The organism is Pseudomonas sp. 1L-C-7-B-C1 (assembly GCF_057291635.1).
Map to the genome: position 1 here is coordinate 111,272 of NZ_JBXAWH010000007.1, position 22,579 is coordinate 133,850.

At 63.3% G+C, this 22,579-nt stretch carries 20 protein-coding genes; 6 read left to right on the plus strand and 14 right to left on the minus strand.

What is annotated here, in order from left to right; translation table 11 throughout:
• Positions 1-198: 198 nt before the first annotated feature.
• Entirely contained in the window at positions 199-1,383 is a 1,185-nt protein-coding gene (locus AC0Z8Z_RS12790) for an acetylornithine/succinylornithine family transaminase (protein WP_485619354.1), read from the minus strand.
• Between the two features lie 99 nt (positions 1,384-1,482).
• Between AC0Z8Z_RS12790 and AC0Z8Z_RS12795 the strand changes: the two genes are divergently transcribed.
• From AC0Z8Z_RS12795 to AC0Z8Z_RS12805, 3 genes are all read left to right on the plus strand, one after another.
• A complete protein-coding gene (locus AC0Z8Z_RS12795) occupies positions 1,483-2,385 on the plus strand; it encodes a LysR family transcriptional regulator (protein ID WP_485619355.1) in 903 nt (300 codons plus the stop codon).
• 132 nt (positions 2,386-2,517) lie between these two features.
• Complete coding sequence (locus AC0Z8Z_RS12800; RefSeq protein WP_485619356.1) at positions 2,518-3,534, plus strand: zinc-dependent alcohol dehydrogenase family protein; 1,017 nt, start codon at positions 2,518-2,520, stop codon at positions 3,532-3,534.
• Positions 3,535-3,759: 225 nt separating this feature from the next.
• On the plus strand, positions 3,760-4,698 hold the full coding sequence (locus tag AC0Z8Z_RS12805) for a PI-PLC domain-containing protein (protein ID WP_485619357.1): 939 nt from the start codon (positions 3,760-3,762) through the stop codon (positions 4,696-4,698).
• Here AC0Z8Z_RS12805 and AC0Z8Z_RS12810 read toward each other — a convergent pair.
• The 3 genes from AC0Z8Z_RS12810 to AC0Z8Z_RS12820 form a co-directional block, all read right to left on the minus strand.
• Entirely contained in the window at positions 4,685-5,002 is a 318-nt protein-coding gene (locus tag AC0Z8Z_RS12810) for a class I SAM-dependent methyltransferase (protein ID WP_122538480.1), read from the minus strand. The two genes, AC0Z8Z_RS12805 and AC0Z8Z_RS12810, sit on opposite strands and share 14 nt — an antisense overlap.
• A 284-nt stretch (positions 5,003-5,286) precedes the next feature.
• A complete protein-coding gene (locus tag AC0Z8Z_RS12815) occupies positions 5,287-5,724 on the minus strand; it encodes a DoxX family protein (RefSeq protein WP_485619358.1) in 438 nt (145 codons plus the stop codon).
• 104 nt (positions 5,725-5,828) lie between these two features.
• Positions 5,829-7,232, minus strand: coding sequence for an MltF family protein (locus AC0Z8Z_RS12820; protein ID WP_122538476.1), 1,404 nt, complete (start codon positions 7,230-7,232; stop codon positions 5,829-5,831).
• Positions 7,233-7,429: 197 nt separating this feature from the next.
• Here AC0Z8Z_RS12820 and AC0Z8Z_RS12825 point away from each other — a divergent pair, with 197 nt between their 5' ends.
• Together AC0Z8Z_RS12825 and AC0Z8Z_RS12830 are read left to right on the plus strand one after the other, a co-directional pair.
• On the plus strand, positions 7,430-8,254 hold the full coding sequence (locus tag AC0Z8Z_RS12825) for a TatD family hydrolase (protein WP_485619359.1): 825 nt from the start codon (positions 7,430-7,432) through the stop codon (positions 8,252-8,254).
• 201 nt (positions 8,255-8,455) lie between these two features.
• Positions 8,456-8,677, plus strand: coding sequence for a hypothetical protein (locus AC0Z8Z_RS12830; RefSeq protein WP_205483049.1), 222 nt, complete (start codon positions 8,456-8,458; stop codon positions 8,675-8,677).
• A gap of 65 nt (positions 8,678-8,742) precedes the next feature.
• Here the strand turns inward: AC0Z8Z_RS12830 and AC0Z8Z_RS12835 are convergent, their stop codons facing one another.
• The 6 genes from AC0Z8Z_RS12835 to AC0Z8Z_RS12860 all read right to left on the minus strand — a co-directional run bounded on the left by AC0Z8Z_RS12835 (position 8,743) and on the right by AC0Z8Z_RS12860 (position 14,915).
• The gene (locus tag AC0Z8Z_RS12835) at positions 8,743-9,537 is read right to left on the minus strand and encodes an acyl-CoA thioesterase (protein ID WP_485619360.1); all 795 of its coding nucleotides are present in this window, start codon (positions 9,535-9,537) and stop codon (positions 8,743-8,745) included.
• Positions 9,538-9,672: 135 nt separating this feature from the next.
• A complete protein-coding gene (locus AC0Z8Z_RS12840; protein WP_485619455.1) occupies positions 9,673-10,443 on the minus strand; it encodes a CHAD domain-containing protein in 771 nt (256 codons plus the stop codon).
• Positions 10,444-10,488: 45 nt separating this feature from the next.
• Positions 10,489-12,489, minus strand: a complete 2,001-nt coding sequence (locus AC0Z8Z_RS12845; protein ID WP_485619361.1) for a transglutaminase TgpA family protein — start codon at positions 12,487-12,489, stop codon at positions 10,489-10,491.
• Positions 12,490-12,502: 13 nt separating this feature from the next.
• Entirely contained in the window at positions 12,503-13,486 is a 984-nt protein-coding gene (locus AC0Z8Z_RS12850; RefSeq protein ID WP_485619362.1) for a DUF58 domain-containing protein, read from the minus strand.
• Positions 13,456-14,373, minus strand: a complete 918-nt coding sequence (locus tag AC0Z8Z_RS12855; protein ID WP_485619363.1) for an AAA family ATPase — start codon at positions 14,371-14,373, stop codon at positions 13,456-13,458. Before AC0Z8Z_RS12855 ends, AC0Z8Z_RS12850 begins: the two co-directional genes overlap by 31 nt.
• A gap of 263 nt (positions 14,374-14,636) precedes the next feature.
• Positions 14,637-14,915: a hypothetical protein gene (locus tag AC0Z8Z_RS12860; RefSeq protein ID WP_062381160.1), complete on the minus strand. Its 279-nt coding sequence runs from the start codon at positions 14,913-14,915 to the stop codon at positions 14,637-14,639.
• 160 nt (positions 14,916-15,075) lie between these two features.
• On the opposite strand from AC0Z8Z_RS12860, the gene AC0Z8Z_RS12865 reads away from it, so the two are divergent.
• Positions 15,076-16,137, plus strand: coding sequence for a patatin-like phospholipase family protein (locus AC0Z8Z_RS12865; RefSeq protein ID WP_205483045.1), 1,062 nt, complete (start codon positions 15,076-15,078; stop codon positions 16,135-16,137).
• A 238-nt stretch (positions 16,138-16,375) separates the two neighbouring features.
• Here the strand turns inward: AC0Z8Z_RS12865 and AC0Z8Z_RS12870 are convergent, their stop codons facing one another.
• The 4 genes from AC0Z8Z_RS12870 to kdpB all read right to left on the minus strand — a co-directional run bounded on the left by AC0Z8Z_RS12870 (position 16,376) and on the right by kdpB (position 22,570).
• Entirely contained in the window at positions 16,376-17,065 is a 690-nt protein-coding gene (locus AC0Z8Z_RS12870) for a response regulator (RefSeq protein ID WP_485619364.1), read from the minus strand.
• Positions 17,066-17,128: 63 nt separating this feature from the next.
• Positions 17,129-19,786, minus strand: a complete 2,658-nt coding sequence (locus tag AC0Z8Z_RS12875; RefSeq protein WP_485619365.1) for a DUF4118 domain-containing protein — start codon at positions 19,784-19,786, stop codon at positions 17,129-17,131.
• 55 nt (positions 19,787-19,841) lie between these two features.
• Positions 19,842-20,408, minus strand: coding sequence for a potassium-transporting ATPase subunit KdpC (gene kdpC, locus AC0Z8Z_RS12880; RefSeq protein ID WP_485619366.1), 567 nt, complete (start codon positions 20,406-20,408; stop codon positions 19,842-19,844).
• Between the two features lie 65 nt (positions 20,409-20,473).
• The gene (kdpB, locus tag AC0Z8Z_RS12885) at positions 20,474-22,570 is read right to left on the minus strand and encodes a potassium-transporting ATPase subunit KdpB (protein ID WP_485619367.1); all 2,097 of its coding nucleotides are present in this window, start codon (positions 22,568-22,570) and stop codon (positions 20,474-20,476) included.
• Positions 22,571-22,579 lie beyond the last annotated feature (9 nt).

A 22,579-nucleotide genomic window follows, 5' to 3' on the forward strand; every position in this document is an offset into this window, starting at 1 on the left:
GATGGGTCCGACAGGCTACGCGATAGGCATCCGAAGCCAAATTCAAAGACATTTAAACCTGACGCCAGAGGTTTTATTGATGCACCGTGACAACACCTGGCGAATAGCAAAACGCGCCAATAAACATACTGTTTACTGACGCGTTTAATATTCAAGTTAATTGCCCTGTGATGAGATCGCCTGGGGCAGATCAAAGGCTCATCCCGTTACGCGTTGGCTCAGCGCCCCCACCACCCCTGCCACAATCCTGTCGACATCCGTTGCATCAATCACCAACGGCGGCAACAGCCGAATCGTCTGCCCGCGAGTGACGTTGATAAGCACGCCATATTCCCGCGCCGCCACCAGGCACACTTCCCGAATCGGCCGCGTCAATTCAATCCCGATCATCAACCCCATGCCCCGCACCTGTGCCACATCGGGATGTCCCGCCAGCGCAGTGCGCAGTCCCGCCAACAGCCGCTCGCCCTGCACTGCCGCATTGTGCAAAAGCCCCTCCCCCTCAACGATATCCAGCACCGTGCAGCCGACCCGGCACGCCAGCGGATTACCGCCAAACGTACTGCCATGACTGCCCGGCGTGAACAACCGCGCCACCGCCGCCGTTGCCAGACACGCACCAATGGGAATGCCATTGCCCAGCGCCTTCGCCAGGGTCATCACATCAGGCACGATCCCTTCGTGCTGAAACGCAAACCAGCGCCCCGTCCGACCGATGCCGGTCTGGATCTCGTCGAGCATCATCAGCCAGCCATTCTGCGTGCAATGCCCGCGCAGTGCTTTCAGGTACCCCGGTGGAGGCAACGCCACCCCACCCTCGCCCTGAACCGGCTCGACCAGCACCGCGACGATGCGCTCGCCATACACCCGCGTCGCCTGCTTAATCGCGACGATGTCACCAAACGCCACCTTGACGAACTCAGCCGACATGGGTTGATAACCCAGCCGCGCGGTGCCGTTGTCGCTGGCCGACAACGTACCCAGAGTGCGGCCGTGAAAGGCGTTGTCCATCACCAGCACCAGCGGATGCTCGATGCCCTTCGCCCAGCCATACAAACGCGCCAGCTTGAGCGCGGTTTCATTGGCCTCGGCGCCGGAATTATTGAAAAACACCTGTTCCAGACCGGACAGCTGCGTCAACCGTTGCGCCAGCTTCTGCTGCCAGTCGATGCGGTAATGGTTGGAGGTATGCAGGAGCATTCCGGCCTGCTCGCTGATCGCCGCGACAATCTTGGGATGGCTGTGGCCGACGTTGGTCACGGCGACACCCGCGACAGCGTCCAGGTACTGACGGCCACTGTCATCCCACAGCCGCGCGCCTTCGCCACGAATGAAGCTCAAGGGCATCGGTTTGTAGGTATTCATCAGGCAAGCGGCGGTCATGTCGGTAGCTCCATCACGGGTCAGTGAGGCCAGTATCGTTAGCCCGTTCTGATGTATAAAGACCGCCATCCTTCAGTGACTTTAAAGCAGGGCTTGATAATGGACGTGTTTCTGGCGATGACGGTTTTCGTCAAAGTGGTGGAAGGCGGCAGCATGACCGCGGCTGCGCGCCAGTGCGAAATGTCGACGACCATGGTCGGCAATCACTTGAAAGCTTTGGAGCAACGCTTGGGGGTAAGCCTGTTGCAGCGCACCACCCGCCGGCAAAACCTCACTGAATTTGGCGTCGAATACTACCGGCGTTGCGTCGAAGTGCTGGGGCTGGTCAACGATTCCGAACGCATGGCCGAACAGGCACAGACCGAACCCAGCGGCACCTTGCGCGTCACCGCGCCGCCAGCCTTCGGCGCCGAACGCCTGTCCCCGATGCTGAGCGATTTTGTTCAGCGCTACCCGCAGATCAAGGTCGAGGTGGTGCTCAGCAATCAGACGATGGACCTGATCGAGCACGGCTTCGACGCCGCCATCCGCCTTGGCACCCCGGAATCATCGGCGTTGATCGCCCGACCGCTGCAGGACTACACCTTGACCATCTGCGCCGCGCCCGCGTACTTGAAACGCCGAGGGACGCCGCAGACCGCCGATGACCTGAGGGATCACGACTGCCTGGCGTTCGCCTACCCGGCCGGTGACGACTGGCGTGCCGCCGACAAGTTATGGCGACTGACCGGCCCCGACGGCGTGATGGAAGTGCCGGTATCAGGCTCGATGATCGTCAACAGCACGCCGGCGCTGCGCCAGGCCGTGCTCGCCGGGATGGGCGTGTCGATGCTGCCCGACGTGCTGATCAGCGAGGACATCGCCAGCGGAAGACTCGTGCCGTTGCTGCAGGATTACCAGCCGCCCAGCCGCACGCTGTGGCTGATGTACCCCCAGGACCGCTATCGCCTGCCCAAGGTGCGCCAGTTTGTCGAACAGGCGTTGCGGGCCTGGGGCAAATAAGCGCTCACGTCAGCCAAGTCGTCAACGCGAATTGATAGCAGGCATGTCGGGTATCGACCGACAGAAATAGTGCCCCGTGGTCCCCGTCGATACAGTCGTTGCAACACTCAACGACAGGCATCGAGGTCGACAATGTCACGCGCCATCAAATTTCATCGCTTCGGCAAAGCCGATGTGCTCAGTTGCGAGGAGCAGCCTGACCGGTCCCCCGGCCCACAGGAAGTGCTGGTTCGTGCCGAAGCCATCGGCATCAGCTGGGACGACGTGTTGTGGCGGCAGAACCTGTCACTGGCACCGGTGCAGTTGCCGGCGGGGCTGGGCAGCGAAATGGCCGGCGTCGTCGAAGCCGTGGGCGCCGGCGTGACCGACTTGCAAGTGGGCGACAAAGTGGCGAGCTTCAAAGCCATGAGCGCCAACCAGTATCCGGTGTGTGGCGATCATGTCATGGTGCCGCGCAATGCGCTGACCCGCTACCCGGACGCACTGACGCCGGTGCAAGCCAGCGTTCACTACACGCCGATGCTGCTGGCCTGGTTTGCCTTCGTCGACCTGGCCAATGTGCAACCCGGCCAGACCGTGCTCATCACCGACGCGGCATACAGCCCCGGGATTGCCTTTGTGCAGTTGGGCAAAGCGTTGGGCCTGCGGGTCATCGCCGCGACGGCCCATGGGGAAGACCGGGAATACCTGATGGCGAACGGCGCCGAACGAGTGATCGTCACCGACGAGGACGACATCTGCCTGCGCATCGAATCCCTGACCCACGGCCACGGTATCGAAGCGGTGTTCGACGGCCTGGGCGGGATGCAGATGTCGATGCTCGGCGACGTGCTGGCCCCGCGCGGCAGTCTGGTGCTGTACGGCCTGCGGGGCGGCAACAAAACGCCTTTCCCGGCGCAGCAGGCATTCCGCAAAAACATGCGTTTTCACGTGCATTGCCTGGAAAACTTCACCGGAAAACCGGAGCTGGGCATCGAGCAGAATGGCCCCGCGCTGGAGCGTGCACTGGACGCGATCAACGCGCTGACCGCCAAGGGCCTGCTCAAGCCGGACATTCACCGCACCTGGCCGTTCGAGCAGTTCGGCAAGGCGCACAACCACCTCGACGAACACCCGGTGCGCGGGCGGGTGGTGCTCAAAGTCAAATGAGCGACGTGCAGAGCAACCCTGCGCCGGGCAACGCTGCCCGACGCGCGGCTGCAGGGCGACTTGACGCCTGCGTTCGAGCCGCCCCTCACATCAAGCAACAGTCGGGCTGCGACTGTTAGTTGACGCCCGCGAGGCGGCAGCCAGACTTTAGAAAAGAAATTGCGAGCGAATGACCGCTCACCCGCTCCGCCCTCGGAGCTTCATGACACGTCAAGGAATGACTGTATGCCCCCTATCGCACCCGCTTCACCCCGTCCGCCCCATCTCGACTGGATGGCGCACATCCCCGAACTCGCCCAGTTGCGCATCGACCAACTCATCCTGCCCGGCGCCCACAATGCCGGCAGCGACAAGCTATCACCCAACTTCGCGGTCCCCCAGGAGATGGCCCAGGACGTCGCGCCCCTGGAGCAACTTCGCCAGGGAGTGCGCGCGCTGGATTTGCGCGTGGCGTTTTATTCGAAGTATGAAAAGGGTGACCCGCGGCGTTTCCAGCTGTTTCATCTGACCTCGTCAGGACGCACGGTCGCCGGAGACATTCTGGCGTGCGTCCATGCATTCTTTGAAGAACTGGAGCAGAACGGCTCGCCCGCCCGGGAAATAGTCATTCTCGACTTCCACCGATTCAAGAATTTCAGCGAAATCGTCCACCGGGAGTTTCAGAACCTGCTGACAACCACCCTCGGCCCGAGGGCGGTCCCTCGGCGCCTGAGCAGGCTGACCCTGGAAGACATCTGGCGTGATCATCCAGGCAAGAACGTCGTAATCGCCTACAACCACAGCTCGGGCGACGAGTTGCTGTGGCACGGCGTCAAGCAGCGCTGGCCGGGAGAGAACCTGTTCAACACCAACACTTTGAAAGCTTTCGTGAACGAAGTGGCGGTGGAAAACAAACCCGAGTTCAGCCTGACTGCCATTCAATGCGCCAAGTATTCACTGCCGCTGCACGCGCCCAGTGACTTGAGCCTGAAGATCGATCAGTGGTTCGCATCGACGGATGAAAACAGCTTTATCCAGAACTTTTACATCATCAACACCGACTGGACCCTGCGCAGCACGCTGGTCTCCCAGTGCTGTCACGCCAATGGTGTGCGCGCCCGCTTCAACCTGCGCAACCCCGATCAGCCGCTGCAACCCAAGCGGCGAGCCGTCAGCAGCGCGTGATCAAACCCTGTCGGGCGACGCGGATCAGGTGGTGAATCACCGCCTCCGCGCGCTCGGCAGCGGGCGCCTGAATCACCGCCAGGTCGAACTGATCGTTGCTGAAGCGCTCAAGGGCGTCGTCGGTTTCGATGAACTGAATGAGAAAGGCGTGTGGGCCGCCCTGGCGACGCGGCCAGCCGTCGAGATAACGCAGCAGCGTCGGCTGATGGGCACCGCCCAGAAGAATTTGTGGATTACGACGATTGAACTGGCTGGCGATGGGGGCCAGACGTACGAGGGGACGCGGGTGGGAATGACTGCTCATAGTGTCGTTTTCTCTGCCTCATTGATCCGCTGGGCAGCGGTGAGAGGCAACACCGAACCAGCGCTTTAGCGGAATTTCGATGACGAATGACCGTCACCCGGCGCCCCGCAAGTAGCTGTTTAAATCGGCGCATGAACGGCATCCTAGAGAAGCGGCGTGGGCATTGTCAATCGGCGGCTCCTGTCGATCGCCTATTGAACCGAACGCAAAAAAAACCCGGCATCCTGAGAGGCCGGGTTTCTTGTGTGCTACGAATCTGGATGCGCCGCATGTGACGGGGAGAATCAGCCGCGGGCGATCAACCGGTCCAGGGACAGGCGACCCGCACCCTCGAACAGCACCGCCACCGCGCCGGCAATCAGCGCCAGGCCGAACTCATAACCGTTGTTGGCCATGAACAGACCGTTGTGGATGTGCACCGAGAGAATCGCCACCACGAGCATCACGATTACCACCAACGCAGCAGCCCGTGCCAGCAAGCCAAGGAACAGGGCCAGGCCGCCGAAGAATTCTGCGCTGCCGGACATCAACGCCATCAGGTAGCCAGGGTTCAGGCCCAGGCTCGCCATGTACTGGCCAGTGCCTTCCAGGCCATAGCCGCCGAACATACCGAACAGTTTCTGGCTGCCATGGGCCATAAGGATGATGCCGATGAGAATCCGCAAGCCGGTGATGCCGAAACCGGCGTGGGTGTTGAAAATCGATTTGAGCTGAGCATTCATGGCGGCTAATTCCGTTTTAGTGGGGAGAATGGCGCCATGATAATCGGTTCTACAAATATGAAAATCGCAAAATACCCGCCATACATATCGAATGGATAGATATATCAGCGGGTCGCAGGACGCTCCAATGAACTGCGCGCCTGATCAAATGCCAGGTAGTACTTGTTGACGCTGTTGACGTAACTCACGACATTTTTGCCGCCCTGCTCCATGGCAACCCGCTCGACCTGGAAAAACCACTGATTCGGGTTGAGTCCCTGTCGCTTCGCTTCCATCCGCATGGCCTGCACCCGCTCGGGGCCTAGGTTGTAGGCGGCCAGGGTAAAGGCCATTCGCTCGCGTTCATTGATTTTCGGGCTGGCGAAAAACTTGCGCCGTAGCAGCGCCATGTACTTGCTCGCCGCCTGCACGTTGCCGTCGAGGTCGTGAATGTTGTCGACGCCGACGCGCTGGGCAGCCGACGGGGTGATCTGCAGCAGACCGGTGGCGCCGCTGCCACCCTTGGCGACCGGGTTAAGCGCCGACTCCTTGAAGGCCACGGCGGCGAGGTCGAGCCAGTCCATCTTTTGTTTGTCGGCATGCAGTTGCAGCGTAGGGCGCAGTTTTTCCAAGCGTTGACGGTCTTCGCGGGCCAACGGATTGTGGATCTGATAGCGGTCCTTGTAGGCGGTCTGGAAGGCCGCGTCCTGATTGCGCGGCGGTTCGTAGGTTTGCAGGAAACGGTCAACAGCGCCGCGCAGCATGATCGCGTCCTTGCGCACGAACCAGTTCATCTCCCCCGGGTCGCTCAGGGCGGCGGTGCGGTCGATGCGCAGTTTCGGCATCACTTTGGCCCAGCGCTCGGCAATGGGTTGCTCGACCACGGTCAAGTGGTAAACCCCGGCCTGAACCATTTCCAGCACGTCCTCCACGGCCAGGCTCGGATCAACCCATTCGATCTTCACCGGCGGCAGCTTGCGCAGGGCCAGTTTCTGATTCAGCTGCAGGATGGCTTGATCAGCGGCGCTGCCACTGGTCAGCATCAGCGTGCGGCCGGAGAGCTGTTCGGGATGCCTGAGGCCCCGCTCACCCTTGACACCGACCACCACCAGCGGCACTTGGGCGACCACCGGTTCAGAGGCGTCGACATAGCGCGCAGCACTGGCATCGAGCATTTCGCCTGGCGCGACCATGTCACCTTCGCCCCGCTGCAGCGCGGCCAGCAGTTGGTCCTTGGCTTTGGGAATGAGTTTGAGGGAGATCTTCTGACCGTCGCGGGCGTGGCTGTTGAGGTAGGTTTCGAACGCCTGCAAGCGACGGCACTCGACGCCAATAGGCTCACCCTGAACTTCAGCGGAGCTATTGCGGCTCTGATTGACCAGCACCCGCAGGACTTTGCCGCTGCGAATCGCCGGCAGGTCGCGCACCTGATTCTTTTTGATCACCACGGGCGGGCCGGCAGGGCGCGGCGACGCATGGCTGGGCACGGCCATGACACACATCAGGGAAAACAGGGACGCGCGGATCATTGACGCTCCGATGAAAGGCCGAAAAAAACGGGCTTGAAGTCTGTGCCCCGCAGCTGACCGGCTCGCCGTAAGGATCGCGGCATGCGTCAACAAAAGCGGGGTCACAGGATTGGGTATTCCAAGCAGTTGAGCCTGCTTGTTTTTTATCGCTTCAATCGCTCTGGTATTCTTCTCGGCCTCTGGCCTGAGGTAGCACCATGCAACTAATAGACATTGGCGTCAACTTGACCAACCCCAGCTTCGCCGGCCGCGAACGCGAGGTGGTGGAACGCGCGTACGCCGCCGGCGTCGGCCAGTTGATCCTCACCGGCACCGACGTCGAAGGCAGCGAACAGGCCCTGGCCTTATCCCGCAGGCTCGACGAAAGCGCAGAGCGGTTGTTCAGCACCGCCGGCATTCATCCCCATTCGGCAAGTGCCTGGACCGGCGAAACCGAACGCCAGCTCAGGGCGCTGTTGCGTGAAAAAACCGTTTGCGCCGTGGGTGAATGCGGGCTGGATTTCAATCGCGACTTCTCCCCTCGCCCGCAGCAGGAAAAGGTCCTTGAAGCGCACCTGGCGCTGGCCGTCGAGCTGCAGCTGCCAGTGTTTCTGCATGAGCGCGACGCCGACGAGCGCCTGCTCGCGATTTTGCGGGATTTTCGTGATCAGCTCCCGGCGGCGGTGGTTCACTGCTTCACCGGCGAGAAACGCGCGCTGTTCAACTATCTGGACCTTGATCTGCACATCGGCATCACCGGGTGGATCTGCGACGAACGCCGGGGCACGCACCTGCACCCGCTGGTCCGCGAGATTCCCCGCGGCCGGCTGATGCTGGAGAGCGACGCGCCCTACCTGCTGCCCCGCACCTTGCGCCCCAAACCGAAAAACGGCCGCAACGAGCCGGCCTACCTGCCCGAGGTCTTGCGCGAAGTGGCGCTGCACCGAGGTGAAAGCCACGACGACGTTGCGGCCCACACCACGGATTGCGCTCGGGGGTTCTTTTCGTTGCCGGTGGTTGCGGCCCTCGTTCAAACATCCTGAACGTGCGACCTGGCAAGAACGCCCTGACATCGTGGGAGCGAGCTCGCTCGCGAATGCGTCGGCTCATCCGTCAAAACTTCAGACGCTGAAATGCTGCCTATCGAGCTGATAGCAATCCTCGATTCGCCGAAGTGAACCTCCAGGCCTATTCTCACCTCTATCGAAAACACTTCTTGTTTACGTTTCACCGAGGTAAGCATCATGCCCAAGTTCATCACGGATCTTCACATCGGCGAATTCTTTCACTCAACCCGCACAGAAGGCCTGCCATCCAGTGCGGTGCTGTCGTCACTGGCGTTCCCGCTGTCCATCGTCTCCGGCCTGTTGCTGCTGGACGGCGCGTTCAACGGCAGCCTGACCTCCGCCGCCATCGGCGTGCTGGGTCTCGTCGCTGCCCAAGCCATAAAAGCCCGAGGCCAATAAGGCCTCAGGCTTTTAGCGCTCTCTGTATGCGTCGCGTGGACCTGCGTGAGCGCCCTCGCTTCCGATCAGCCAAAGACCGTTACCGTCTGACGACTGATCGCCACCAACTCACCATTCGGCGTCCACAGCGCTGCGGCGGTATGACCGTAGCCGTCGCGTGCATGCTCGATCACCGCTCGGTACTGCGTCCAGTCATGGGTCGTCATCGCGGGCAACGGCTGCACAAACTCGATCGTCCAGGTTAAAGAACTCCCCGGCGCCGGCTTGCTCAGATGCGGCAGCACGGCCGGTGGCCAGGTGTCGACCAGCGCCAGCAGATGCGCTTCGGTCAACGGCTCCTCTTCCACGTCACGCAAGCGCGCGTAGCCGCCGATCGCCCCCGATGGCGTGTTGGAAAACGGCAGGCCGCCCAGCGCCCAACGCAGGTCAATGAAGCGCAGGTATTCCGGCATCACACCCGAGACAAACGGAAGCGGCTGAATCTCGTCCACCGGCTTGAACACGGGCGCAGGCTCGGCCTGCACTGAAATCACCGACTCACGGGGCGCGCCGAAGCTGCCCTGAATCAGGGTCATGACCTCGCCGTTCTGCATCGCCCGGCCCAGGACCTGACTGACGGCCTTGCCTTCGCGCAGGATCTCCACTTCAAAGGAAATCGGCGAGTCGATGGCCGGCGGTGCTACAAAACAGATCGCCAACGAGCGAACCGGCCGCTCCGTTGACACCTTCGCGCGCATCGCTTCATACATCAACGCCGCCATCAGCCCGCCGAAGCAGGCGCGGCCCTGGGCCCACGAGGCAGGGATGCTGACGGATTCGGGATGGGTGCGGACAGCGTCGAGCAGCTCGGAAAATTTCATGCGCATTCCAGGGTGGCGGCGGGATGTGCGAATGGTAGCGAGTGAGCCGCCGCAGGACAGGGTTTATAACCGCCAATCCTGCGGACCAGACTGTTTAAAACCGCCGGGCTCGACAACCCTGCGGGCCAGCCGGCCTCAGCGCGGAGAATGTTTACCAAAGCAGGCCTTGTACAAGCGCTCCAGTACTTTGTCGGACTTTTGTTCGGCACGATGAATGCCCAATTCCCAACCTGCTACGCAAGGCGCGAGATCCGCCTGATGCCGGGCCTGTTCCAGCCATTGCAGATGATCATGCCAATCGCCCAGGGCGCCCTGGGCCGCTTTGAGACGGCGTTGCATGTCTTTCGGCTGATGGCTCAGTTCCGGGTAGGCCTCGCCGGCGTAACGCACGCGCTTGATCAGCAGGCGCAGACGATGACGGTCGTGGGCAGGGTCGCCCATGGCTTCGCGCAGTTGCTTCCACTGTTTGTCCAGACGTTTTTCAATGCGCCGCTCCAGCGTGTCGAGCAAGCCATGGCGCTCCTGGGTGCGCAGCAGCGCCGGCAATTGATCGAGCACGCCAAACAGCCGATTCAGTTCTGCAGAACCGGCCACTTCCGGGCACGCAGTGTTCAGGTACTGATCGCGTTTGGCCGCCGCCTCGGGCAGACCCTGCTCATCAAGGAATGCGGCCAGCACCTGCATGTCACGCAAAGGCGTGGTCAGCGCACCGACCTCCTTCGCCGCCGCTTCCACCTGATCCAGCCCCGGCAGACCCCGCAGCGGGCGCAAAACGCTGCGCAGGCGGCGGACGTTGGTGCGCAGGTCGTGCAGCGCTTCGCTGTCGGTGGAGACTTCCAGCCGCGCGTGGCAGGCAAGCAGTTTGATGTTGAGACCGATAATCTCGGCGACCAGGTGATCGACCATCGCTGACATGAAGCACTCCTTGGTTGAAGATGAATGTCTGATGATTTACGGCCGCTTGCCCTTCACAGCGGACAAACGCCACGGCAGGCTGCGGCGCAGGGATTTCAGGCGCTGGCGCAGAGCGCCGACGGAGCCGTCTGCCCCGGCATAGCGCCGAGCCTCGAACTCGTGGGCGAAATCCCTGATCGCCCCGGCGTGCACCGGAAGCTGCTCGGCAGCTCGTTGCGCGAACGCCTGAGCGCCTTCACCCGGCTGACGTTTAAGACCCTGCCGGGCCAGCAGACGTTCGAAATGGTTGAACAGGCGCAGCTGCGAATCACCTTCGCGCCGCCACGGCTTGAACAGCCACAGCGCCAGCAGGCCGAGAATTATCGCTGCGCCGCCAGCAAACACCGGCGCCTGAAACCCTGAAAACCAGCGGCCGAGCACTTGCAGTTGCTGCTGCCCCTGATAGCCCAGCACCCACCGTTGCCAACCGTAATTGAGGGTGTCCCAGCTCATGCGGATCGAATTGACCCAGGCCAGATGCCGATAGCGCAGCGGGGACATTGGCGAATCGCCAAGGAAGTCCTCGTCAGCGGCGAGCGCCTGTTCAAGCCCTTGCTCGACCCGCGCGGGTGCCACCGCGGCGGTCGGGTCGACACTGCGCCAACCCACGTTCGGTTGCCAGTATTCGACCCAGGCGTGGGCATCGAACTGGCGCACGGTCAGGTAATTGCCATCCGGATTCAGCTCGCCGCCCTGATAACCGGCAACCACCCGCGCCGGCACGCCTGCCGCCCGCAGCGCAAAGGTCATGGCCCCGGCGTAATGGGCGCAGAAACCGGCACGGCTGCCGAACAGAAAATCATCGATGCTATTGGCCCCCAGCGCGGGAGGTTTGAGGGTGTAACGAAACGGCTGCGAGGTGAAATATGACAGCAGCGCGTCCACCACGGCGTCGGTGCCCGGATGGCGCCGATGCAGGTCCGCTGCCCATTCGCGCACCTGGGGATTGCCTTTGGCCGGCAGTTGCAGGGCCTGCAACCGGGCGCCGTCGCTGAGCACGGTTTCCCGCACGGCTTCAGGCCAGGACTCGACGTTATAAAGCATCGATTGTTCGAGCGGTCGCCGACGTTGCCAGCGGAAATCGCTCATCTGGCGCACGCCAGCCAGATCGATCTGGCCCACGTCGAGGGTCATCAGCCACGGCTTGCCGGTCGGCTCCAGCACCACGCTGTAGCTGACCTGCTCGCCTTCCCGACGCCACACCGGCGCGTCAGGCACTTGCGCCCGCGAGGATTGCGACCAGCGTCTGCCGTCGAACTGCTCCAGGGTCAGCGCGCGCCAGTACAGCTGATTGCGCGGCGGCAGCGGGCCCTCAAAACTCGCGCGAAACACCAGCTCCGCAGATTTGCTCAGCTCGGCGATGTCCCCCGGCGCCATGCTGTCGGAAAGCCCGGTCAGCGCCTTGTTGCTCGGTTGTGGCAACGACCACAGCGGCTCAAGACGCGGAAAGAACAGAAAGAGCAGAAGCATCAGCGGCACGGCCTGCAACAGCAGTTTGGCCGACAGTCGCAACGTGGCCCCCGGCTTGCTGGAGATGCCGGACTGTTGCAGGCCGATCAGCGCGGCCAGCAGCGTGGTGATGGGCAGCAGAGTGAACAGCCCCCAGAGCAGCGAGTCTTCGAACAGATAGCCGACCGCGATGCAGAAGAAGCCGAGAAAGATCAGCACCAGGGCGTCGCGCCGGTTCTGCATTTCCAGCATCTTCAGAATGAAGGCGGCGATCAGCAGCGCCGCCCCTGCATCCAGGCCGATAAAACTGCCCCGCGCCAGATAAATGCCCCCGGCGGTGCCGACCAGCAGTCCCGACTTGATCCAGGTGCCGGGCATCCTCACGCGCATGCGGAAGATCTGGATGCGCCATAACGAGCAGACCAGCCACAGCACGATCAACGCCACCGGCACGTGCAAGGCAAACGGCGCGATCACCAGCGCCTGGGCGATCAGCAGCCAGTTGAGGCTGACCCGGGGGATCGGTTTGGCGAGGCTTGTGGAGGTCATCGCGCCGCGCCTTTCATGCCCGCACCCCGTACAGCGCCAACTGGCGCAAGCAGGCTTCGCGGTGCGCATCGCCACTGTCCACCGCCGAAAGGAAACCGGGCAGCTTCAGGGCGAACGGCTGCTGGCGCTGGGACAATTCCAGCACCCAGTAGCACAGGCGCGACAGCCGCTCTTCGATATCCCCACCCAGGGCCATGAAGTCCAGACACAAGTCGTGACCGCTGAGGTCGCTGAACTCCTTGACCATCAGCCCCTGTCCCCGCGACCAGGCCTTCCAGTGCATGCGCCGCATCGAGTCGCCCGGTTGCCACAGGCGCAGGCCCTGATAATCATCGACGCCCGGCCCCGTCGTCGCGTGGCCGTCGTCCTCGGCATGGGGTTGCACGCCTTGCAGCAGCGGCATCGTGCCGGCCAGCGGTTGCGGGTAGATCAGCACGGTCTGTTCCAGGTCAAGCCAGCTCCAGGCACGAAAGATCCCCAGCGGAAACACGCTTTCCACGCGCAAGCGCGGCGCCCGCATCCAGCCGCGTTTGAGCGCCGGCAAGGTCAGGCTGACGTCGACCAGCCGCTCGGCCTCGACGTCGGTCTGCTCCAGTTGTTCGCTGTCCCAGCCCAGGGCAATCGCCTGATGGCCATGGCCGGTGCTTTCCAGACGCAGGCGCAGTTGCACCGGTTCGCCGACGAACACCGAACGCGCATGACCGCCGCTGAGGATCAGCCCGCTGATGTTGCGGTAGGTATGCAGAATGGCCAGCACGCCCACCGACAGCATGAGAAAGGTCAGGCCGTAGGCGAGGCTGTTCTGGTAGTTGATCGAGACCAGCAGCAGCAAAAACAGAATAAGCGCGTAGGTGCCGCCGACCCGGGTCGGCAGGATGAAGATTCGGCGGTGATCCAGTTCGACCCGCGACGCCGGGGGAATGCGGCGTCCCACCCAGCGCTGCCAGACCGGTTTGAAGCGTTCGATCACAGCACCGGCACCTCGCGCAGTAGCCACTGGACCAGCGCCCCGCCGCCATGCCCGGTCGGGTCAGTGCGCTCGCGCAGGCGGTGGCCGATGACGGCGGGCAGAATCGCCTGCACGTCTTCGGGAATCACATAATCGCGACCGGCAAGCATTGCCCAGGCCCGCGCGGCCGAGAGGATCGCCAGGCTCGCACGGGGTGAAAGGCCGTAGGCGAACTGCGGCTGGCTGCGGGTGGCATCGACCAGCCGCAGCACGTAATCGACCAGAGCGTCGCTGGCCCGTACCTGACGCGCCTGCTGCTGGAGGGACGCGAGCTCGGCGTGGTCCAGCAACGGCTCGAGGCGCGGCAGCAGGTCGCGGCGGGATTCACCCAGCAGCAGAGCTTTTTCCGCCGAACGCGCGGGGTAGCCAAGGGACAGGCGCATGAGGAAGCGGTCCAGTTGAGATTCTGGCAAAGCGAAGGTGCCGCCCTGGCTGAACGGGTTCTGGGTGGCGATGACGAAAAACGGGTCGGGCAGCAAACGAGTCGCGCCCTCGATGGTGACCTGGCCCTCTTCCATGGCTTCCAGCAGTGCGCTTTGGCTCTTGGGGGTGGCGCGGTTGATTTCGTCGGCCAGCACCAGCTCGGCGAAGATCGGCCCGGGGTGAAAAGTGAATTGCCCGGTGTCGCGATCAAACACCGACGTGCCGAGGATGTCGCCCGGCAGCAGATCGGAGGTGAATTGAATGCGCTGAAAGCTCAGGCCCAAGACCCGCGCGAGGGTGTGGCTGAGGGTGGTTTTGCCCATGCCGGGCAAGTCTTCGATCAACAGATGCCCGCCGCCCAGCAGGCAGGTGAGCGCCAGGCGCACCTGTGGCTCCTTGCCCAGCACCACTTCATTGATTGCGTTGAGACACGCATCCAGTTTTCTGCCCATCGGAAGGCCTCCCCAGGCGACTGCTCATGGCTAATAGGACTGCAGACGATGCCAGACGTGCAGCCACTGTAAGGTCAGCGTAGGCCTTTTCGCCAGAGCGGGATGGAGGGATTCATCAGGGTGGAGCTAAACAGGACGGTAGGAGTGAGCTTGCTCGCGATCGGCGTTATCCCGGTCAGCTGGATGGCGACTGACAGCATGCTTCGCGAGCAAGCTCACTCCTACAGGGAGACCGCTTGATGGCTGCGGACTTTGGAACGATTTCAGCGACCGGCGCGTGATTCGCGGATGTAGAAACGGGCTTTCTCGGCTTTCTCGGAGCAACCCTCGAACGCCTCGAACTGCTGCTGAGTCTTGGCGCCGGTCAGCAGCGACAGGGCCTTGGAATAGCTGACCGTACCGGCGAAACCTTCGGCCTTGGCCAGATCAAGCTCGTGCCAGGCCGCGTCAAGGTTGGTGGCGCAGCTGTCGCGATAGGCCGTTTTGCCGGCGCAGCCGGTGAGAACCAGCGCCAACAGGGGCAGGCAGATCCAGGCTTTCATGGGTGTTACCTCAACTAAGGAAATCAATGATGCGGCTTTGACGGTGCGGCGATGCAAAAGTGCCACACAGGGGGGATGCACGATACCTGTTTCGGGCCGTTGGCGTTACGCTGGTGTGTGACGAATCGGCTGACTGAACGCTGACAATGGGAAACCGCACATGAATAAACGCATCGCGCTGGTCCTCGGCTCCGGGGGCGCACGAGGTTATGCGCACATCGGCGTCATCGAAGAGCTCGAACATCGCGGCTACGACATTGCGTGCATTGCCGGCTGTTCCATGGGCGCAGTGATCGGCGGGATCTACGCGGCGGGCAAGCTGCCCGAGTACAAGGCGTGGATCGAAAGCCTGGATTACCTGGACGTGCTGCGGCTGGTGGACGTGAGCTTTCGGCTGGGGGCGATTCGCGGCGAAAAGGTGTTCGGCAAGATTCGCGACATCGTCGGCGAGATCAACATCGAGGACTTGCCGATCCCCTACACCGCCGTGGCCACGGACCTGACCAACCAGCAGGAGATCTGGTTTCAGGAAGGCAATCTGCATTCGGCGATGCGCGCCTCGGCGGCGATCCCGAGCCTGTTCACCCCGGTGGTTCAGGGCAATCGCACGCTGGTCGATGGCGGCCTGCTGAACCCGTTGCCGATCGTGCCGGTGGTGTCGAGCCATTGCGACCTGATCGTCGCGGTCAACCTCAACTCCACCACCCAGAAGCATTACACCTTGCCGGTGATCGAGCGTCCGCCGGCGGTGAAGAAGCGTTTCGACGGGCTGATGAATTCCATCGGCTCGCACCTGCCGTTCCGCCGCAAGCTGGACCTGGCCGGCGAGGACGGTGTGCGTCTGGCGCAGGAAAGCCTGAAACCCAGCGGCGCCGTGCTGCCGGGCAATCCGTGGTTGATGGCCGACATCGAATCCGCCGACCCCCAGGGTCAGCAACCTTCCGCTGCGCCCACCCAGGCCGGGGCGCCGAGATCGGCCAGCGGCTCAATCATCATCGACAACGTCGGCCCGGCTTCACTGCTGGACCTGATCAACCAGAGCTTCGAGGTGATGCAGACCTCCCTGGCGCAGTACAAGATCGCCGGCTACCCGCCGGATATCCTGATCAACGTGCCGAAGCGGGTGTGCCGGTTTTTCGAGTTCTATAAAGCCCCAGAGCTGATCGCGCTCGGGCGGCAGATCGCCAGGGAAACGCTGGATCGGTATGAGCAGGAGCACTAAAGGGGTGACATCCGACGCCTTCCCGGCTAAAGCCAGTCCTACAAGTCGGCGTTCCAGCCAGACCCACTGGATGCATGCGATCGATTAGTGGGACCGGCTTCAGCCGGGAAGAGGCCCGTATGATCACCATCAATCACGCGGTGTGACATCCGACGCCTTCCCGGCTAAAGCCGGTCCCACTGTCGAGGTCAACGCCAGTCCCGCAGGTATACGCGGCCGTCCTTGGGAGCACCATCCATCACCCATTCATCAACCGGTACCCGACTCCCGCCTCGGTGACGATGTACTGCGGCGCGGCGGGGTCGTCGCCGAGTTTCTGGCGCAGGTGCCCTACCACGATGCGCAGGTAATGGGTGTCCTCGACGTGGGTCGGGCCCCAGATGTCCTTGAGCAGTTGCTGCTGGGTGATGACCCGTCCGGGATGCCGCGCCAGTTGCGCCAGCACTGCGTATTCCTTGCGGGTCAGGGCGACTTCGGCATCGCCCAGCGACACCCGGCGGTAGGCCAGATCGATGTTCAGCGGGCCAATGACCACTGCCGATTCCACCTGACCGCTCTCCGGCGCCTGGCGCAACAGCGAACGAATCCGCGCCAGAAACTCCTGAATACCGAACGGCTTGGTCACGTAATCGTTGGCGCCGGCGTCCAGCGCGCGGACTTTCTCACCCTCGCTGGCACGCACCGAGAGCACCAGCACCGGCACCGCCGACCACTCGCGAAACTGGCTGAGCACGTCCTGTCCGTCCATGTCCGGCAGGCCCAGGTCGAGCACCAGCAAGTCGGGTTTATTCAATGCGGCCTGGGTCAGGCCGTCGTTGCCGGTGCCGGCTTCCAGCACCTTGTAGCCTTGTGACGCGAGGCTGATGCGCAGGAATTTACGAATCTGCGGCTCGTCATCGATCACCAGAATGGTCGCCGTCTGGCTCATGGGTGTCCTGTCATAAAAGAAAAGGTCGGTTACAAACGCCCGTCAGCGTAGCGCAAAGCCGGTTCAGACCGCCTGGTCCATTTCCGCTTCGGGCTGCGCCTGCAGCGGCAGGTGCAGACTGATGCAGGTGCCGCGACCGTCGATGCCATCGCCCACGCTGATCCGCCCGCCATGGGCGCCGACCATGCCCTGACAGATCGCCAGACCCAGCCCCGTGCCCTGCCCGCCTCGGTCACCCCGCGCGGCGGTGTAGAACATGTCGAAAATCTTCGCCCGCTCACCCTCGGGTATTCCCGGCCCCTCATCGCTGACGGCGAAGACAATCTCCTCGTTCTGCGCAGTGACCGCCATCTGCAGACGGCCATGGACCGGCGAGAAGCGCGCGGCGTTTTCGATCACGTTGATCAGCGCCTGCTCGATCAGCGCGGCGTGGACATACAGCAATGGCAATTGCGCCGGCAAATCGGTCATGACTTGCAGCGGCGCGAGGACCGCGCGGAGGCGATTGAGTGCGCTGCCGACGATGTCACCCGGCGAGACCCAGTCCCGCGCCAGCTTCAGCGCGCCGTGGCCGAGGCGCGTCATGTCCAGCAGGTTCTGAATGTAGCGATCCAGACGCTCGGCCTCGTCGCGGGTGCCTTCGAGCAACTCGCGACGGTCTTCCAGCGGAATCGCCTCGCCCAGCGCCAGCAGGCTGTCGATGCTGCCGCGCATGGCCGTCAGCGGCGTGCGCAAATCGTGGGACACCGAGGCCAGCAAGGCGCTGCGCAGTTGTTCGGTCTCGCCATGCAAGCGCGCAGCTTCCAGGTCTTCGGCAAGACGGGCCCGCGCCAGGGCCTGACCCAATGGCTGACTCAGCGCCGTGAGCAGACGTCGCCGCTGAGGGGTGAAAGTCTGGCCCTGTTTCGCACGAATCCCCACCAACGCCAGCGGCGCATCGTCCACCCACAACGGCAGCCACCACCAACTCCCCGACGGCAGTGTGCCGGTGCCCCTGCCCGCCGGTTGCCCGTGCTGCCAGGCCCAGTCCGCCGCCGCGCGCTCGAATTCGGAAAACTCCAGCGGCCCACCCACCTCCACCTTCCAGCCCTGCTCGCGGTCGTTGTCCAGCACGCACAGCTGCAATTCGCTCCAGCCGGCCAAGTGATGATCGGCTGCACTGAGCACCGCCTGGCGATCGGTGGCGGCGGTCAGGCGGCGGGACAGATCGAGCAGTTCGCTGGTCTCCTCCTGGGTGTCGCGCAGTGCTTGCAACTGGCGACGCTGGCGGGCGGCGAGATTGCCGGTCAGTGCCGCCATCAGCAGAAAGAACAACAGCGTCAGCACGTCTTCTTCGCGCTGGATGCTCAAAGAAAAATTCGGCGGAATGAACAAAAAGTCATAGGCCAGGAATGACAGCACTGAGCAGACCATCGCCGGGCCGACGCTGCTGCGCACGGCCACCAGCAAAACGGCGGCGAGAAAGACCAGGGAAATGTTCGGCAGCGCCAACCAGCTGGACACCGCCCAGGCCAGCGCGCTGGCGCCAAGGGTGGCAAACAGCGCCAGGGCGTAATCGAACCAGACCAGATTGCGCGGCGAGGTGGATTGCGCCTGATCGGGGCGCGACTCGCTGTCGAGGACGTTGATTTCCAGGCCATGGGCATTGCGCAGCAAACGCGACGCCAGGCCGCCGCCCAACACCCGCCGTCGCAGGGATGGCCGCGACTGCCCCACCAGCACCAGACTCGCGCGGCGCTCGGTGGCGTGCTGAATCAGCGTCTTCGCCACTTCCGGCGCGCGCAATACTACCACCTCCCCGCCGAGGCGTTCGGCGAGCTGCTGGGCATTCTGCAAACGACTGCGCGCCAGTTCATCCAAAAAGCGCCCGTTGTCGACATGCACCAGACTCCACGGCAGATGCCGACGCTGGGCGACGCGGCTGGCGTGGCGCACCAGACGTTCGGCCTGGGCGTCGCCGTCGATGCCGACCAGCAGACGACCCCGCACCGCCGGCGCCGCCTGGCCCAACTGCCGATAACCCAGGGCCAGATCGTTGTCCACCTGGGCGGCGGCGGTCTGCATCGCCATTTCCCGCAGCGCGGTAAGGTTGGTCTGGGTGAAGAACGCATCAATGGCCGCGCGCGCCTGCTCAGGTACGTAGACCTTGCCGTCGCGCAGGCGCTCCAGCAGCTCCCGGGGCGGCAGGTCAATCAGCACCAGTTCGTAGGCTTCCTGCAACACCCAGTCCGGCAGGGTCTCGCGCACTTGTACGCCAGTGATGCCGCGCACCTGATCGTTGAGGCTTTCCAGGTGCTGGACGTTGACCGTGGTGTAGACGTCGATCCCCGCCGAGAGCAGTTCCTGAATATCCTGCCAGCGTTTGGCGTGACGGCTGCCGGGCGCGTTGGAATGGGCCAGTTCGTCGACCAGCACCAGTTTGGGTTTCGCCGCAAGAATACCGTCGAGGTCCATTTCTTCGAGCATGACCCCGCGGTATTCGGAACGAACCATGGGTTGCTGCGGCAAACCACCCAGCAGCGCCTCGGTTTCCGCGCGGCCGTGGGTTTCGACGACCCCGGCCAGCAGCGAAACGCCTTGGCGCATCTGGGTGTGCGCGGCCTGGAGCATGGCGTAGGTCTTGCCCACGCCCGGCGCGGCACCGAGAAACACCTTCAGCCGCCCGCGATCGTCCCGAGGAAGATTGACCAGCAAAGCGTCGGCGCGGGTGGTTGAATTCACGAAAAGTTGTCCTGGTGCAGGGTGATGTGTGTGCGTGTGGCGTCGCCCGTTGGCGTCAGTTCACGGCTTTGCCAGACGGTAACCGATCCAGACTCAGATTCAAGTCCAGTACGTTCACCACCGGCGGGCCGATCAGCGAGGTCTGGGTGTTGTCCGCCACCAGTTTCTGCACCGATTCGCGCGGCAGGTTACGCGCCGCTGCGATGCGGGACACCTGATATTCCGCCGCAGCCGGCGACAGATGCGGATCAAGACCGCTGGCGGACGTGGTCAGCAGGTTCAGCGGCACGGGACCCTGGCTGTCGACTTTTTCCTTGGCGGCATCCTCGGTCACTCGCGTTGCCAACGCCGGATTGCTCGGCGCCAGGTTACTCGCGCCGCTGGCGACGGTGGCATAGGCGCCGGCAGACGGACGCGGATGAAACCATTCTTCGCCGGTGAAATTCTGGGCGATCAGCTCCGAACCGATCACCTTTTCATGGTCGTCGTAGACCAGGCTGCCATTGGCCTGATCCGGGAACGCCACCTGGGCGACGCCGGTCACCACCAGCGGGTAAGCCACGCCGGTGATCAGGGTCATCAGAACGATCAGGCTCAGGGCCGGACGCAATACGCTGGACATCATTCATTCCTCATTTCGAAGTGAGCGCCGCGCGGGATCAGTCACCACGCGGCACGATCAGCGGGTTAAACCAGGTGCAAGGCGGTCAACAGCAGGTCGATGGCCTTGATCCCCACGAACGGCACGACAATCCCGCCCAGTCCGTACACCAGCAGGTTGCGGCGCAGCAAATGCGCAGCGCTGGCGGCCTGCACCCGCACGCCGCGCAATGCCAGCGGGATCAGCACGACGATGATCAGCGCGTTGAAGACGATGGCCGACAGGATCGCGCTCTGCGGGCTGGCCAGGTGCATGACGTTGAGCACGCCCAATTGCGGGTAGATCGACGCAAACAGTGCCGGCAGGATGGCGAAGTATTTGGCCACGTCGTTGGCGATGGAAAAGGTCGTCAGGGCGCCGCGGGTCACCAGCAATTCCTTGCCGATCTGCACCACGTCCAGCAGCTTGGTCGGGTCGCTGTCGAGATCGACCATGTTCGCCGCTTCCCGTGCCGCCTGGGTGCCATCGTTCATCGCCATGCCGACGTCGGCCTGGGCCAGCGCCGGCGCGTCATTGGCCCCGTCGCCGCACATCGCCACCAATCGCCCGTCGTTCTGTTCCTGACGGATGCGCTCCAGTTTCTTCTCGGGAGTGGCTTCGGCCAGCACGTCATCAACGCCTGCTTCTGCCGCGATTGCTGCCGCCGTCAGCGGGTTGTCGCCGGTGACCATGACGGTGCGAATGCCCAGTTTGCGCAGCTCTTCGAAGCGCTCGCGAATGCCCGGCTTGACCACGTCCTTGAGGTGAATCGCCCCCAGCAGTTTGCCGTCGCCGCAGACCAGCAGCGGCGTGCCGCCGGTCTTGGCGATCTTGTCGATCTCCCGCGCCAGTACCGGTGGCAGGTCGCTGCGGTCGCGGCTGAGAAATTTCAGCAGCGAGTCCACGGCGCCCTTGCGGTACACACGGCCCTCGAAATCGACGCCAGACAGACGGGTTTCCGCCGTGAACGGCACCGCCGTCAACTGGCTCGGTGCAGGCTCGGTCATCGGGTGCAGACCGCGCAGGTATTCGACGATGGACTTGCCTTCAGCCGTGTCATCCGCGAGCGAAGCCAGCAGCGTGCCTTCGCTCAGCTCTTTCGGCGTCACGCCCGGCGCGGCATACACCGCCGCACAGCGACGGTTGCCGAAGGTGATGGTGCCGGTCTTGTCCAGCAGCAGCACATGCACGTCACCCGCTGCCTCCACGGCACGGCCGGATTTGGCGATCACGTTGAGGCGCACCAGGCGGTCCATACCGGCAATACCGATGGCCGAGAGCAAACCGCCGATGGTGGTCGGAATCAGGGTCACCAGCAGCGCCACGAGGAACACCAGCGGCAGGTTACCGCCGGCAAAATGCGCGAACGGCTGCAGGGTCACGACCACCAGCAGGAAGATCAACGTCAGGCCGATGAGCAGAATATCGAGGGCCACCTCGTTGGGGGTTTTCTGGCGCTTGGCCCCTTCGACCAGCGCGATCATGCGGTCCAGGGTCGATTCGCCGGGGTTGGCGCTGATGCGCACCAGCAGCCAGTCGGACACCAGTCGCGTGTTGCCGGTGACAGCCGAACGGTCGCCGCCGGACTCGCGAATCACCGGCGCAGACTCCCCGGTAATTGCCGCTTCGTTGACCGCCGCGATGCCTTCGATCACCTCGCCGTCGCCGGGGATCATTTCACCGGCTTCGACGCGCACCACATCACCCTTGCGCAGGGTCGCAGCATTGACCATTTCGTGGCTGCCGTTGGCGCTCTGCTTCCGCGCCTTCAGGCCTTCGCTGCCCGCTTTCAGGCTGTCGGCGCGGGCCTTGCCGCGACCCTCGGCCAAGGCTTCGGCGAAGTTGGCGAACAACACGGTGAACCACAGCCAGACCGCGATCTGCACGGCGACGGAGGTTGGCACGGCCGGATCGGGGATCAGGCACAGCACGGTGGTCGGGATCGCGGTCAGTTCGACCACCAGCATCACCGGCGCACGGTACAGCTGACGCGGGTCAAGCTTGACGAACGCCTGAACCAGCGCCGGTCGCCACAGGGCAGCAAGACCGGTTTTGGCCGCTACGGGCTGCGCGTCATGGCGTGCTGTCTCGCTGGCCGGGCTTTTACTGTTCGCGCTCTTTGTTACGGGGGCTTGCATGTTCATGGTGTGGTC